At 57.3% G+C, this 14,134-nt stretch carries 13 protein-coding genes; 9 read left to right on the forward strand and 4 right to left on the reverse strand.

Annotated elements, in window-relative coordinates; all coding sequences use genetic code 11:
- Positions 1-2 precede the first annotated feature (2 nt).
- From ALB80_RS05245 to ALB80_RS05270, 6 genes are all read left to right on the forward strand, one after another.
- Positions 3-521 carry a TRAP transporter small permease subunit gene (locus ALB80_RS05245; RefSeq protein WP_050602954.1) on the forward strand — a complete coding sequence of 173 codons (519 nt, stop codon included), beginning with the start codon at positions 3-5 and terminating at the stop codon, positions 519-521.
- Positions 521-1,846: a TRAP transporter large permease subunit gene (locus ALB80_RS05250; protein WP_050602955.1), complete on the forward strand. Its 1,326-nt coding sequence runs from the start codon at positions 521-523 to the stop codon at positions 1,844-1,846. The genes ALB80_RS05245 and ALB80_RS05250 overlap by 1 nt, the downstream gene beginning before the upstream one ends.
- 67 nt (positions 1,847-1,913) lie before the next feature.
- Positions 1,914-2,945, forward strand: a complete 1,032-nt coding sequence (locus tag ALB80_RS05255) for a TRAP transporter substrate-binding protein (protein WP_050602956.1) — start codon at positions 1,914-1,916, stop codon at positions 2,943-2,945.
- Between the two features lie 93 nt (positions 2,946-3,038).
- The gene (locus ALB80_RS05260; RefSeq protein WP_050602957.1) at positions 3,039-4,391 is read left to right on the forward strand and encodes a glutamine synthetase family protein; all 1,353 of its coding nucleotides are present in this window, start codon (positions 3,039-3,041) and stop codon (positions 4,389-4,391) included.
- 94 nt (positions 4,392-4,485) lie between these two features.
- The gene (locus ALB80_RS05265) at positions 4,486-5,868 is read left to right on the forward strand and encodes an aldehyde dehydrogenase family protein (protein ID WP_050602958.1); all 1,383 of its coding nucleotides are present in this window, start codon (positions 4,486-4,488) and stop codon (positions 5,866-5,868) included.
- A gap of 68 nt (positions 5,869-5,936) precedes the next feature.
- Positions 5,937-7,082 (forward strand): iron-containing alcohol dehydrogenase, encoded by a 1,146-nt coding sequence (locus tag ALB80_RS05270; protein WP_050602959.1) that lies wholly within the window; start codon positions 5,937-5,939, stop codon positions 7,080-7,082.
- 58 nt (positions 7,083-7,140) lie between these two features.
- Here ALB80_RS05270 and ALB80_RS05275 read toward each other — a convergent pair whose 3' ends face one another.
- On the reverse strand, positions 7,141-8,373 hold the full coding sequence (locus tag ALB80_RS05275) for an HlyD family secretion protein (RefSeq protein WP_050602960.1): 1,233 nt from the start codon (positions 8,371-8,373) through the stop codon (positions 7,141-7,143).
- Positions 8,370-8,798 (reverse strand): hypothetical protein, encoded by a 429-nt coding sequence (locus ALB80_RS05280; RefSeq protein ID WP_253276815.1) that lies wholly within the window; start codon positions 8,796-8,798, stop codon positions 8,370-8,372. Before ALB80_RS05280 ends, ALB80_RS05275 begins: the two co-directional genes overlap by 4 nt.
- A gap of 162 nt (positions 8,799-8,960) precedes the next feature.
- Here ALB80_RS05280 and ALB80_RS05285 point away from each other — a divergent pair, with 162 nt between their 5' ends.
- From ALB80_RS05285 to ALB80_RS05295, 3 genes are all read left to right on the forward strand, one after another.
- Positions 8,961-10,034 (forward strand): FAD-binding oxidoreductase, encoded by a 1,074-nt coding sequence (locus ALB80_RS05285; protein ID WP_050602962.1) that lies wholly within the window; start codon positions 8,961-8,963, stop codon positions 10,032-10,034.
- Entirely contained in the window at positions 10,031-10,684 is a 654-nt protein-coding gene (locus ALB80_RS05290) for a DUF938 domain-containing protein (protein WP_050602963.1), read from the forward strand. The genes ALB80_RS05285 and ALB80_RS05290 overlap by 4 nt, the downstream gene beginning before the upstream one ends.
- Before the next feature lie 68 nt (positions 10,685-10,752).
- Positions 10,753-11,088, forward strand: a complete 336-nt coding sequence (locus tag ALB80_RS05295) for a carboxymuconolactone decarboxylase family protein (protein WP_050602964.1) — start codon at positions 10,753-10,755, stop codon at positions 11,086-11,088.
- 42 nt (positions 11,089-11,130) lie between these two features.
- Here ALB80_RS05295 and ALB80_RS05300 read toward each other — a convergent pair whose 3' ends face one another.
- Positions 11,131-13,638, reverse strand: a complete 2,508-nt coding sequence (locus tag ALB80_RS05300) for an FAD-dependent oxidoreductase (RefSeq protein WP_050602965.1) — start codon at positions 13,636-13,638, stop codon at positions 11,131-11,133.
- Positions 13,639-13,780: 142 nt separating this feature from the next.
- Positions 13,781-14,101 carry a hypothetical protein gene (locus ALB80_RS05305; protein WP_050602966.1) on the reverse strand — a complete coding sequence of 107 codons (321 nt, stop codon included), beginning with the start codon at positions 14,099-14,101 and terminating at the stop codon, positions 13,781-13,783.
- Between the last annotated feature and the right edge of the window lie 33 nt (positions 14,102-14,134).

Genomic DNA, 14,134 nt, shown 5'->3' on the forward strand with positions numbered 1-14,134 from the left:
AAATGAAATTCATGCGGGGATATGTGGCGGTCATTGACCGCGCGAACCGCTGGATCGGGCGCGTGGTCATGTATGGCATTTTCGTCATGATGGGCATTCTGCTCTGGTCTTCGATCTCGAAAACCTTCTTTCTGCCATCGCTCTGGACACTGGAAATGGCTCAGTTCGCCATGGTGGCCTATTACATTCTGGGCGGCCCTTATTCGATCCAGATGGGGTCAAACGTCCGCATGGACCTGCTGTACGGCGAATGGTCCGATCGCCGCAGGGCCTGGACCGACGCGATCACCGTCTTTTTCCTGATCGTCTATCTCGTTGTGATGATCTACGGCGGATACGACTCGCTGAGTTATTCGCTGCAATATGGTGAACGCAGCCCAACCGCGTGGCGCCCGTACCTCTGGCCAATCAAGGTGATCATGGTCGTGGGGCTGTTCCTGATGTTGCTTCAGGCCATCTCGGAACTGTTCAAAGATATTTTGCGCCTCAAGGGCGATGACATCCCGCGCGAGGTGATTTGATGTCTTACGAAATGATCGCCATCTTGATGTTCTCGACCATGATGCTGATGCTGCTGACCGGGCAGCGGGTGTTTGGGGCCATCGGCTTTGTTGCCGTCATGGCCGCCCTGTTCCTGTGGGGGGATCGCGGTGGCTATGACATCGGCTTTTCCGCCGCCATGAAGCTGATGAAATGGTACCCGCTGCTGACGCTGCCGATGTTCATTTTCATGGGGTATGTGCTGGCAGAATCCAAAATCGCCGACGATTTATACAAGATGTTCCACGTCTGGATGGGCGGTCTGAACGGCGGGCTGGCCATCGGCACCATTGGTCTGATGGTTCTAATCTCGGCCATGAACGGGTTGAGCGTTGCCGGAATGGCCATTGGCGCGACCATTGCGCTGCCTGAATTGTTGAAACGTGGGTATGACAAGAAGATGGTAACCGGGGTGATACAAGCCGGTTCATCGCTGGGTATCCTCGTGCCACCCTCCGTTGTGCTGGTTCTATATGCGATGATCGCGCGCCAGCCGGTTGGCCAGCTTTGGTTGGCTGGGTTGCTGCCGGGGCTGATGATGGCTGCAATGTTCATCCTGTATATCGTGATCCGCTGCCGGATTAACCCGGCATTGGGACCGGCGCTCTCGGCGGAAGAGCGCGACGTGCCAATGGCAGAGAAAATGCGCCTGTTGCGTGCAGGCTTGCTACCTTTGGGAATTTTCGCCGCGATGATGGTGCCGTTTGTGAACGGTTGGACCTCATTGGTGGAAAGCTCGGCCATCGGCGCATTGACCGCTTTTGCGGCCGCAATCCTGAAAGGTCGGATGACGCGCGAAGTGTTCGAGACCTCGGTGCGCTCGACACTGGGCATCACCTGCATGTTCATGTGGATCATCCTTGCGGCGTTGGCTTTTGGCGCGGTATTCGACGGGCTGGGCGCGGTGCGCGCCATCGAGAACCTGTTCACCGAGCGTCTGGGTCTGAATCCCTGGGTGATCCTGATCTTCATGCAACTCAGTTTTATTCTAATGGGAACGTTCCTGGACGACACTGCCATGCTGGTGATCGTTGCGCCTCTGTACGTTCCACTCGTGGGCGCAATGGGGTTCGATCTGATCTGGTACGGGGTGCTCTATACGATCACGACCCAGATCGCTTATATGACACCACCGTTCGGCTATAACCTGTTCCTGATGCGGGCGATGGCACCACCTGAGATTTCGCTGCGCGACATCTATGGCTCGATCCTGCCTTTCGTGATGGTGATGACGCTTGCACTGGCAATCATCATGACCTTCCCGCAGATCGCGCTGTGGCTGCCAGAATATGTCTACAACAAATGATCCCGGACCAAACCGGGGCATCGCGGGTATCCCCCGCATTGCTGAAACTGACCAACGGAGAGAGAGAATGACGAACAGACGTACATTTCTGAAAGGTGCCGCGGCGGCCCCCGCTGCTGCGCTGGCGACGCCTGCATTGGCGCAATCGACGATAACGTGGCGGATGCAAACATATGCCGGTCCGGCATTGGCAGAACACGTGATCGATCCTGCCATCAAGATGTTCAATGACATCGCCGGCGACCGCATGCAGATCGAGCTGTTCTACGCAGACCAGCTTGTGCCCACAGGCGAGTTGTTCCGCGCAATGCAGCGCGGTACAATTGATGCGGTACAGTCAGACGATGACTCGATGGCCTCGCCCACCGAAGTCACGGTGTTTGGTGGGTATTTCCCCTTCGCATCGCGTTACTCATTGGACGTGCCGGTTCTGTTCAACCAGTACGGCCTGAATGAAATCTGGGACGAACAATATTCGGCAGTCGGTGTTAAACACATCTCGGCCGGTGCATGGGACCCTTGCCACTTTGCGACCAAAGATCCGATCAATTCGCTTGCTGATCTGCAGGGTAAGCGCATCTTTACCTTCCCGACCGCAGGCAGGTTCCTGACACAGTTCGGTGTTGTACCGGTGACCCTGCCTTGGGAAGATATCGAAGTTGCGGTTCAGACAGGTGAGTTGGACGGGATCGCCTGGTCGGGCATTACCGAAGACTACACCGTGGGCTGGGCAGATGTGACCAACTACTTCCTGACCAACAATGTGTCGGGCGCTTGGGCGGGTCACTTCTTCGCCAACATGGACCGTTGGAACGAATTGCCGGAAGATCTTAAAACACTGTTCAAGGTCTGCACCGACCAGTCACATTATTACCGCCAGTGGTGGTATTGGGGCGGAGAAGCCTCATTGCGCGTGAACGGCGACAAGCTGAAGCTGACGACAATCCCGGATGATGAATGGGCAACCGTCGAGGACGCTGCCGTCAAATTCTGGGACGAGATCGCGGCCGAGTCTGAGACAAAAGCGAAAGTTGTCGAAATCTTCAAGCAATACAACGCCGACATGCAAAAGGCCGGTCGGCCATATCGCTACGGTTAAGAAAACTGCCTACTCAACCTGCCCCCTTTCGTGGGGGCAGGTCTATCAGGACGAATGGCCGAAAATTCAATTCGGCAAAGACAAAGGTGGCACATGCTCACGTTCGAACATCTGAAAACGCAGGTATCCGAGGGATCGGTGGACACGGTTTTGGTCTGCATGGTCGATATGCAGGGCCGTTTGATGGGCAAACGCTTTCACGCAGGCCATTTCGTGGCCAGCGCGTGGGAAGAGACACATTGCTGCAACTATCTGTTGGCCACTGATCTGGAAATGGCGACGCCCGACGGTTATGCCTCCACCAGTTGGGAGCGCGGCTATGGTGACTATGTCATGAAACCCGACCTTGATACGTTGCGCCCGGTTCCATGGCTTGAGGGCACGGTCATGGTAATGTGCGATGTGCTGGATCACCATACGCATGAAGAGGTGCCACACGCACCGCGTTCGATCCTGAAAAAACAGGTCAACCGCTTGAAAGCCATGGGCTACGACGCGATGACCGCGACGGAATTGGAGTTTTTCCTGTTCGAGAAGAGCTTTGACCAGATCCGCAAGGAAGGCTTCCGCGATCTGGAACCGATCTCGGGCTACAACGAAGACTATCACATTCTTCAAACCACCAAAGAAGAGCATGTGATGCGCCCGATCCGGAATCACCTGTGGGACGCGGGCATACCGGTTGAGAACTCGAAGGGCGAGGCCGAAACCGGACAGGAAGAGCTGAACATCAAATACGCCGCGGCAATGGATACCGCCGAGTATCACTCGATCGCAAAAAACGCGATCAAGGAGATTGCATGGCAGCACGGCCATGCCGCGACTTTCCTGCCAAAATGGCACCATGATAAGGTGGGCAGCTCGTCCCATGTGCATCAGTCACTGTGGGCCGATGGCACGCCTGCGTTCTATGACGCGGACGACGCATTGGGCATGTCAGGGCTGATGAAAAGCTACATGGCCGGTCTGCTGAAATACGCCCCTGATTATACCTGCTTCATGGCGCCCTACATCAACAGCTACAAACGCTTCATGAAGGGCACCTTTGCACCGACGCGGATCATCTGGTCGGTCGACAACCGCACTGCCGGGTTCCGCCTATGTGGGGATGGCACCAAGGCGGTTCGGGTCGAGTGCCGGATTCCAGGTTCGGACATGAACCCCTATCTGGCGATGGCCGGAATGCTGGCTGCTGGGATTGCAGGGATCGAGGAAGGGCTGGAGTTGCAGCCGCCCACCACCGGCGACGTCTATCAGGGCGAGACCGGCATGATCCCCGGCAACCTGCGTGCGGCACGGGATGCGCTGCATGGCTCGACCATGTTACGGGCGGCCATGGGCGATGACGTTGTCGATCACTACGCCCGCGCCGCCGAGGTCGAGATCGAAGAGTTCGAGCGTGTGGTGACCGATTGGGAAGTTGCTCGCGGGTTTGAACGGGCTTGAGGTCGGGCCAGGTTGGGGGCTCTGCCCCCAGACCCCCGAGATATTTTTGGCCAGATGAAGCAGGGATCCTGTTTCTTTCGGAAATGGAGTGGATATGGGGCAGATGTTGAAATGTGTCTCACCGATCGATGGATCGGTTTTTGCGGAACGAGAAGTGTTGTCTCGGGACGCGGCGTTTGAGGTTGCAGGCCGGGCGCGCGCCGCTCAGGCAGATTGGGCCGCGCGGCCCCTGCAGGAGCGGATTGATCTTGTCATGGCGGGCGTGGCTGCTGTTGGCGCGATGAATGACGAGATCGTACCCGAGCTGGCGCATATGATGGGCCGCCCGGTGCGCTATGGCGGTGAGTTTGGTGGTTTCAACGAGCGCGCCAGCCATATGGCCGAAATCGCTGAGGCTTCTCTGGTTGATATCGCGGTGGGCGAAGATGAGACGTTCAAGCGTTACATCAAGCGCATTCCGCATGGGGTGGTGTTTGTCGTGGCACCGTGGAACTACCCCTATATGACCGCCATAAACACGGTCGCACCGGCGCTGATCGCGGGGAATACTGTGATCCTGAAACATGCCACGCAGACGCTGCTGGTGGGTCAGCGTATGGCACAGGCGTTCCATTCGGCAGGTGTGCCTGAGGACGTGTTTCAGAACGTGTTCCTGAGCCATGACGTCACCAATGAACTGATTGCGGGCAATGCGTTTGATTTTGTGAACTTCACCGGCTCGGTCGGCGGTGGCCAGGCTATGGAACGTGCGGCGGCTGGTACGTTTACCGGCGTAGGCACCGAGCTGGGTGGCAAAGACCCGGGTTATGTCATGGAGGACGCGGATCTGGACGCAGCCGTCGATACGTTGATCGACGGAGCAATGTTCAACTCGGGTCAGTGTTGCTGTGGGATCGAGCGCATTTACGTCCACGAAAGCCTATTCGATGATTTTGTCGCCAAGGCAGTTGAGATTGTAAACAGCTACAAGTTGGGCAATCCGCTGAATTCCGAGACGACGATTGGTCCGATGGCAAATGTACGTTTTGCCAAAGAAGTGCGCGCGCAGATTGCCGAAGCTGTTGAGGCCGGTGCGGTCGCACATATCGACACCTTTGCTGAAGACGATGGTGGCGCCTACCTGACGCCACAGATTCTGACCAATGTGACCCATGACATGCGGGTGATGCGGGATGAGAGCTTTGGGCCGGTTGTGGGCATCAGGAAAGTGTCTTCGGATGAAGAAGCCATTCAACTGATGAATGACAGCGAGTTTGGCCTGACCGCCAGCCTGTGGACCCGCGATGTGGATCGTGCGGCGCGGGTGGGCGATCAGATCGAGACCGGCACTGTATTCATGAATCGGGCGGATTATCTAGACCCTGGTCTGTGCTGGACCGGCTGCAAGAACACCGGGCGCGGCGGCGGCCTTTCGGTCATTGGCTATCACAACCTAACCCGTCCCAAATCCTATCACCTGAAGAAGGTCACGGGCTAAGGACGATGGTCTGCTCGGGTTTGACCCCCTCCCCCCAAGCAGACCTCAAATCACAAAGGAAACCTGACATGTCACTTGTTGGAAACTGGTCCTATCCGACCGCAATCAAATTCGGCGCCGGACGCATCAAGGAACTGCCTGAAGCCTGCGCTGCCGCCGGGATGAAAAAACCCCTGCTTGTCACGGACAAGGGGCTTGCCGATCTGCCGATCACCGCCGCAACCTTGGACATCATGGAGGCCGCAGGACTGGGTCGTGGGCTATTCAGCAATGTGGATCCCAACCCGAACGAAAAGAACCTCGACGCCGGGGTTGCTGCCTACAATGCGGGCGGCCATGACGGTGTGATCGCTTTTGGCGGAGGCTCGGGGTTGGATCTGGGCAAGATGGTCGCCTTCATGGCGGGTCAGACTCGGCCCGTATGGGATTTTGAGGATATCGGCGACTGGTGGACCCGCGCAGACGCGGAAGTGATCGCGCCGATCATCGCAGTGCCGACCACCGCCGGGACGGGATCGGAAGTTGGGCGTGCCAGTGTCATCACCAACTCGGAAACCCACGCGAAGAAGATCATTTTCCACCCCAAGGTTCTTCCAACCGTAGTGATCTGCGACCCTGAACTCACTGTCGGGATGCCCAAGTTCATCACCGCAGGCACGGGTCTCGACGCCTTTGCTCACTGCGTCGAGGCATATTCCAGCCCGCACTATCACCCGATGAGCCAGGGCATTGCGCTGGAAGGGATGCGGCTGGTGAAAGAATATCTGCCGCGCGCCTATGCCAACGGCACCGATATCGAGGCCCGCGCCCAGATGATGAGCGCAGCAGCCATGGGCGCGACGGCCTTCCAGAAAGGGCTAGGTGCCATCCACGCGATGAGCCACCCGATCGGGGCAGTGTTCAACACTCACCACGGTACCACCAACGCGGTTTGTATGCCTGCTGTGCTGGAGTTCAACGCCCCTGCCATCGCCGACCGGTTCCAGCAGGCCGCGTCTTATCTGGGCATTGATGGTGGCTTTGACGGCTTCCGTGCCTTTGTGCAGGAGTTCAACGACAGCCTCGGCATCCCGCGCACCCTGTCCGACTTGGGTGTGACCGAGGCCGCAATCCCCGAACTGGTCGAAGGCGCGATCATCGATCCCTCTTGCGGGGGCAACCCGATAGAGTTGACGAAAGAAAATCTGACGCAGCTGTTCAAGGCCGCGCTTTAAAACCAAAGGGCCCGGCAAAACCTGCCGGGCCCTTTGCGTTTGGATTGCCAAGACCGGATCAATGCCCGGTCAGCACCAAAGTGTTCACCGGCATCAGGATCAAACGCAGGCGCAGACCTGCGGCGTGAACCACACCGATTGTGTCCACCACATGCAAGAACGCAGCCTCCCAAAAGCCCAGATCCTCGTACTCTAGCCGCTCGTGGTTATCGGTGTAGACATTGGCCAGACAGTTGCTGCCCGGAAGAATGTCATCGGCCATACCTTTGTATAGCGGCTCCACATAGACCAGGATCGAACCGGGTTGGTTGTTGGTTTGCACATCGCGCAGCTCGTCCGACGGGCGGATCTGTCCCGATGGGATCACATCCTGCACCTCGACCACCACCGTGGGGATTACCGTGAACGGCTTGGTCATGCAGCCCAACTCTCCGATCATGCCCGGTTTGATGACCTGAGCGGACAGTTGGTTGAACGCAGCCTGGAACCGGTCATGTCCGGTATGTGACGGCACCAGAATACCGGCAGGGCGCAACAATGGGCTTACATAATCGCCGACCTGTAAGCTAAACTGTTCGACCCGTCCGGTAACACCAGCGAGAATAACTGTTTTGTCCAACTCGGTCTGCGCGGCGTCCAGTTGCGCAATCGCACTGGCCAGTTGGGCAGGGATCAGCTCTTCGATCTGCTGCTCAACTGCTGCACGTTTGGCTTCAGCCGCGACAACCTGCGCCTCACGCTCGGCGACAAGATTTTCCAACCTATCAATCTCGGCCAGCCGCACAGCGCTCGAACCTTCGTCGCGCAAGGTTGTGTTGCGTTCCAGATCCTCGAGAGACTGCGCAAGGGCGGCCTTCGCGCCAGCGATTCCTGCGTCAGCCTCTGCCAGGTCGGTTTCGGCAACTTTAAGCGAGGCCTGCACCTGCGCTATCTGTGCATTTGCCGCCTGAACCTGCGCGGTTTGGCTGAAATCCTCGATCCGGAATATCGGCTGACCCGCCGTGACCAGTTGGTTGTTCTTGACGAAAACCTCTGAAACACGCCCGCCCAGCTGTGGCAGGATCGTGACGGTACGGAAATAGGACGCGGCCGTTTTGCTGGCCGGGTGGAAATAAAACAGCGTGGTGATCACGGTCAGCGCCAGAATGGCGCATGTCGTCAGGCCCCAACGCAGTTCGTACCACATGGTAAACAAGGTGATTTCGTGACCTATACGTTTGCCCTGTACAAACCGGCGGAACAAATAATCGGGCAGCACCGTAATCAAGGCGCAGAGCATGGTCTCGATCATTTGCTGTGCTCCTGCGCTTCACCAGCTTCTCTAACGGACGCTGCCGGTGCGGCTGCCTCAGGCAACGGTTCCGGCGCCTGAACCCGACCAAGAGAACGAATGGCATCAGCAATGTTTCTGAGCGGTGTGGCAAAGTCCGGAAACTGAAACCCTGCGACCAGTATGGCGGCAACCCAGAACAGTCCATTATGCGTAAACAGCGCAAGCAGCGCCAAAATACCCACCAATTGAAATTGCGGGTGGTTGTTTTCATGGGCCATTTTTTCCGGCACGGAATGGAGCGTCAGGTACCCAACGCCAATCAACACCACCAGAACGACAAAAAAGACGATCATGGCTGAAAAAAGGTAGTCGCTTCCATCAGCTGCGACAACGTATCGGGGAATATGCCCTGTAGCCATTGGATGAAGGTCTGCTGCAGTCACCTTACCCTCCTTTATATTTTGATACTTCTTTGACCGGGTTGAAGCGTAAATTCAAGGCTGCTTATAGTCTTGAAAGACAAACGCAAAACGAATGAAAGACTCACAGACCAATATGCAATTCCAGAATACTTCGCCGCATCCCGTCCGAGGCGCCCGCAAACCATGATTGATTTTCTGATCATCGGTGGTGGCATCGCCGGTCTCAGCGCTGGCGCGCGCCTGTCGCAGCATGGAACCGTGATGGTGCTCGAGGCCGAGGACGCCCTGGGCTATCACGCATCCGGCCGATCTGCTGCACTGTTTGAAGAAAACTATGGATCGCCTTCGGTTGTCGCTCTGAACAAGGCAGGCGCTGCCTTCCTGCATTCGCAGAACGGAGGTTATCTGACTCCGCGCGGATTGATGTTGGTCGGCGCGCGAGATCAGTCAGACCTGTTTGCTGCTGATTGCAGGGACTTGAACATGGCGCAAATATCGACAGTTGACGCCATTGCACGTGTTCCGATCCTGAACTCCCAGCAGGTGGGCTTTACGGCTGTCAGCGAAACCGCTTTTGACATCGATACAGATCGTTTGTTGCAGGATTTTGCCCGAACCATTCGGCAGAATGGCGGGACGATTTCGACCAAACACAGGGTCACTGCCATCCGCAAAGACCTGCATTGGATCGTCACCGCCGGTCAGAGTTTTGAGGCCCATAACCTGGTCAACGCCGCCGGCGCGTGGGTGGACGAAATCGCCGGTCTTGCGGGGCTTCCGCCCATCGGTATTACCCCGCGCCGCCGGTCCATGGCGCGATTGCCCGCCCCAGGTGGCCATGATGTTTCCGTTTGGCCCATGATGCTGGGTGTGGGTGAAACATGGTACGCTAAACCCGATGCCGGGAAACTTCTGGTCTCGCCATCCGAGGCCGACCCTGTTCCTCCTCAGGATGCTTATGCGGACGATATGGTGCTGGCAGAAGGTCTGGCGCGGTATGAGGCATTGATGATCGAAAAGGTCACACGGGTCGAAACAAACTGGGCCGGGTTGCGCAGTTTTGCGCCAGACGGAACTTTGGTACTTGGAAGAGACCCTCAGGACCCTTCATTCATATGGAGCGCTGGACAAGGTGGCTATGGCTTTCAAACCGCGCCTGCAGCGTCTCAGTTGCTTTGCGATCTGGTTACAGGAGCTCCTCCTGCCCTTGACGCTGGGATTGTTGCCATGTTGACCCCAGAAAGGTTGAAGCAATGATCAAACGCAGACTTCCCTCCTCTGCCAGCGTTGCCAATTCGGCTGAAGATGGCAAACTGGTGGCCCCGGCGGCATCGCGAAACTCCGACGCCTTGTGCGCATTGCTGCGTGACTGGGCTCCGTCCCAGGGACAGGCGTTAGAGATTGCCAGCGGTACCGGTCAGCATATCGCGGCCTTCGCGGACCTGTTGCCCGGCCTCCAGTGGCAGCCGACGGAAATTGACTCGGAACGGCGTGCCAGTATCGACGCCTACACGCGCGATTTACCGAACGTCGCGCGTGCCCGAGAACTGGATGCCACAACCGCAGGCTGGCATGTCCGGTTCCCCGAACAAAACATGATCTTGTTGATCAATCTGATACACTTGATCAGCTGGCAGGAAACGCGAACCATCATCGCCGAGACTGCCAAAGTGCTAAGGCCATCCGGTCGATTTGTCTTATACGGACCATTCAAGCGCTCGGGCCAGCTTACAAGCGAAGGCGACAAGAGATTTCACGAAGCTCTCACCCAGCAAGATCCGGACATAGGCTACAAAGACGACACAGATATGATTGCCCTGTTTGAGGATGTCGACCTGACGGTACTGAACACGGTCGATATGCCCGCCAACAATCTTGCATTCATCACATCGCGACCAGCGACCTGATCGAGATCAAAGTCAGATCCCTGCTTCTTACCTCATATTCCATTTGCGAAATGTGAAAGGCAGCAGACATGCACTGGCAAGAAAAGCTCTCGGCAACCCGCAAGAGCCTCCGTAATCTCAACGGATCCATCCCGGACGCAACGCGCGCGTTCGGCGCGCTAGGGAAGGCCGTGAAAGAGGGCGGAACGCTCGACTACAAAACAAAGGAATTCATCGCTTTGGGCATGTCGGTCACACTCCGATGCGAGCCCTGTATCACCTTACACACAGAAGCCCTGATCAAAGCAGGTGCGACGAGAGATGAGGTTTCGGACGTATTGGCCATGGCCGTTCAGATGGGTGGTGGACCAGCCATGATGTACGCGGCCAAAGCGCTGGAGTGTTTTGACGAACTGTCCGCCTAACCAACAGAAAAGGCCCCGGAAATTTCCGGGGCCTTTCTTTGATCAACCGTCCTTGCGGATGACCTCGTTTTTCGGATCGTAGGGGCTGTCGCAGGTGACAACAGCGTCCCACAGCTTATCCAGCATCTTGACCTTCAGCTTGGTGCCTTCGACGGCCATTTCAGGCTTCACATAGCCCATGCCGATGGACTTCTCGAAGGCCACCGAATACCCACCCGAGGTCAGACGGCCAACGCGCTCACCTTCTGGGGTATACAGCACCTCACGGCCCCACGGGTCGGCATCCTCCGGTCCGTCGATCAGCAGGGTGCAGCATTTCACGCGCACGCCAGTCTCTTCCAGCTTGGCCTTGCCATAGAAGTCCTTGGAAAGATCGACAAAACGCGGCAGGTCGGCTTCCAGCGGGGTCGCGTCGCGGCCCAGCTCAGTGCCAAATGCGCGATAGGATTTCTCCTGACGCAGCCAGTTCTGGGCGCGGGCACCAACCAGCTTCATGCCATGCTTCTCACCGGCTTTTTCCAGCAGGTCGAACAGGTAGTTCTGCATCTCGATCGGATGGTGCAGTTCCCAGCCCAGCTCACCGGTATAGGCCACGCGGATCGCGTTGACCGGGCACATGCCCAGTTCGATCTGACGGGCCGACAGCCATGGGAAGCGCTTGTTGGACAATGCGGTTTCCGGGTCGGCGTCCTTGATGACCTCTTTCAGAACGTCACGCGACTTGGGTCCGGCGATGGCGAAGACGCCCCACTGAGTGGTCACATCCTGGATCTCGATGTAACCGAACTCCTCCATCTTGTCCTCGGCCGCCTTTCGCAGGAAGTCGGCGTCATACTCAGTCCATGCCCCGGCAGAGACGATGTAGTAGTTGTTCTCGCCGTTGCGGACGATGGTGTATTCAGTGCGGGTGGTGCCGTGCGAAGTCAGCGCGTAGGTCAGGTTGATACGACCGACCTTGGGCAGCTTGTTGCAGGTGAACCAATCCAGGAACTGGGTCGCACCGGGGCCTTTGACGACATGCTTGGTGAAGGCCGACGCGTCGATCAGGCCAACGCCTTCTCGGATCGCCTTGGCTTCGTCAACGGCATGCTGCCACCAGCCACCGCGGCGGAACGAGCGGGCGTCATGGTCGAAGTTTTCGGGTGCATCCAACGGACCAAAATAGTTCGGGCGCTCCCATCCATTGACCCAGCCAAACTGTGCGCCACGCGCTTTCTGACGATCGTACGCCGGAACAGTCCGCAACGGGCGGCAGGCCGCACGCTCTTCGTCGGGGTGGTGCAGAATGTAGACGTGCTCATAGCATTCTTCATTCTTGCGTGCCGCGAACTCGGTGGTCATCCAGTTGCTGCTGTAGCGTTTGGGGTCCAGCGAGGCCATGTCGATCTCGGCTTCGCCATCGACCATCATCTGTGCCAGATAATAGCCGGTGCCGCCCGCAGCGGTGATGCCGAACGAGAAACCTTCGGCCAGCCACATGTTGCGCAGGCCCGGAGCCGGGCCAACCAGCGGGTTGCCGTCGGGGGTGTAGCAGATCGGGCCGTTGAAATCGTCTTTCAGACCGGATTCGGCGCAGGACGGCACGCGTTCGGCCATCGCCATGTACTGATCGGCGATGCGGTCGAGGTCCAGCGGGAACAGGTCGGCACGGAAGCTGTCCGGCACGCCATGTTCGAACTGCGCAGGCGCGCCATGTTCATAGATGCCCAGAATCCAGCCGCCGCGCTCTTCACGCGCGTAGGATTCGTTGTCAGCATCGCGCACAACGGGGTGTTCGGGGTTACCAGCTTCACGCCATTTGACCAGCTCGGGGTCTTTGTCCATGACGATGAACGTATGCTCAACCGGGATCGCGGGCATTTTGATGCCCAGCATTTTGGCCGTACGCTGCGCATGGTTTCCGGAAGCGGTCACAACATGCTCGGCAGTGATCACGACCTGCTCATCGGACGGAACGAGGTTGCCGCCCTTTTCGACCATCTTGGTGCAGGTGACTTCCCAATGAGTACCGTTCCAATGGAACGCATCGGCCTGCATTTTCCGCACGATGTCCACTCCACGCTGACGGGCACCCTTTGCCATCGCCTGCGTCACATCGGCGGGATTAATGTAACCATCCTCGGTATGATAGATCGCACCTTTCAGATCAGAGGTCTCGATCAGCGGCCAGCGTTCCTTGATCTGACCCGGGGTCAACCATTCGTATTTGACATCACAGGTCTCGGCCGTGGAGGCATAGAGCATGTATTCGTCCATGCGGTCCTGCGTCTGCGCCATGCGCAGGTTACCAACAACAGCAAAGCCCGCATTCAGTCCGGTTTCTTCTTCCAGTGTCTTGTAGAAGTCGACCGAATACTTGTGAATATGAGTTGTCGCATAGGACATGTTGAACAGTGGCAGCAAACCAGCAGCATGCCAGGTCGAGCCCGACGTCAGCTCGTCCCGTTCGATCAACATCACATCGTCCCAGCCTGCTTTGGCCAGATGATAGGCAATCGAGGTCCCAACGGCGCCACCGCCAACGACCAATGCTTTGACTTGGGTTTTCATAACCGGGCGTCTCCCCTTGAATTCAGCTGACACCATATGGCGCACTTAGGGGGCAACGCGCGACATTCATCCGACCAGTGATAGGAAAAAAACGACCCGAACATCGAATGCAGGTCGCAGATCACCTATCTGGCCGCTTGGTTCACCCGCTAGAGCTGCAGCGTTTGCTGGTCCCGACTGTAACGCAGACCAGTTTGCCGCCCTCGCCTGAGGGTTTTTGCGCCGCTGGTTCCTGTGGTTGGGAAACTTGGGATTCTGCTTCAGCAAGGGTGTCCGTAAACCCGGCGCGCGCCGACACAGAAGCCAAATAATCTTTCATATTCAGACCGTTTTCCGATGCCTGGGCTTGTTGATAATAGTCAAGCCCTGCAACCGCCAATCCGCAGATTGTAACAAGGCCTGCCAAATATTTCGCGCTCATGTCGACCACCTGTCTGTATTCGGCTGTAAGAATCCAGAACAAGTGGACGTTTTGAGGGCACAAAACCGACCAGAT

It is taken from the genome of Ruegeria sp. 6PALISEP08 (genome assembly GCF_001238295.1).
In the GTDB taxonomy this organism is placed as follows: domain Bacteria; phylum Pseudomonadota; class Alphaproteobacteria; order Rhodobacterales; family Rhodobacteraceae; genus Ruegeria.

Excerpts from the sequence above, each read along its gene's own strand:
- ALB80_RS05245 (WP_050602954.1), top strand. The coding sequence starts at position 3 with ATGAAATTCATGCGGGGATATGTGGCGGTCATTGACCGCGCGAACCGC.
- ALB80_RS05250 (WP_050602955.1), top strand. The coding sequence starts at position 521 with ATGTCTTACGAAATGATCGCCATCTTGATGTTCTCGACCATGATGCTG.
- ALB80_RS05255 (WP_050602956.1), top strand. The coding sequence starts at position 1,914 with ATGACGAACAGACGTACATTTCTGAAAGGTGCCGCGGCGGCCCCCGCT.
- ALB80_RS05260 (WP_050602957.1), top strand. The coding sequence starts at position 3,039 with ATGCTCACGTTCGAACATCTGAAAACGCAGGTATCCGAGGGATCGGTG.
- ALB80_RS05265 (WP_050602958.1), top strand. The coding sequence starts at position 4,486 with ATGGGGCAGATGTTGAAATGTGTCTCACCGATCGATGGATCGGTTTTT.
- ALB80_RS05270 (WP_050602959.1), top strand. The coding sequence starts at position 5,937 with ATGTCACTTGTTGGAAACTGGTCCTATCCGACCGCAATCAAATTCGGC.
- ALB80_RS05275 (WP_050602960.1), bottom strand. The coding sequence starts at position 8,373 with ATGATCGAGACCATGCTCTGCGCCTTGATTACGGTGCTGCCCGATTAT.
- ALB80_RS05285 (WP_050602962.1), top strand. The coding sequence starts at position 8,961 with ATGATTGATTTTCTGATCATCGGTGGTGGCATCGCCGGTCTCAGCGCT.
- ALB80_RS05290 (WP_050602963.1), top strand. The coding sequence starts at position 10,031 with ATGATCAAACGCAGACTTCCCTCCTCTGCCAGCGTTGCCAATTCGGCT.
- ALB80_RS05295 (WP_050602964.1), top strand. The coding sequence starts at position 10,753 with ATGCACTGGCAAGAAAAGCTCTCGGCAACCCGCAAGAGCCTCCGTAAT.
- ALB80_RS05300 (WP_050602965.1), bottom strand. The coding sequence starts at position 13,638 with ATGAAAACCCAAGTCAAAGCATTGGTCGTTGGCGGTGGCGCCGTTGGG.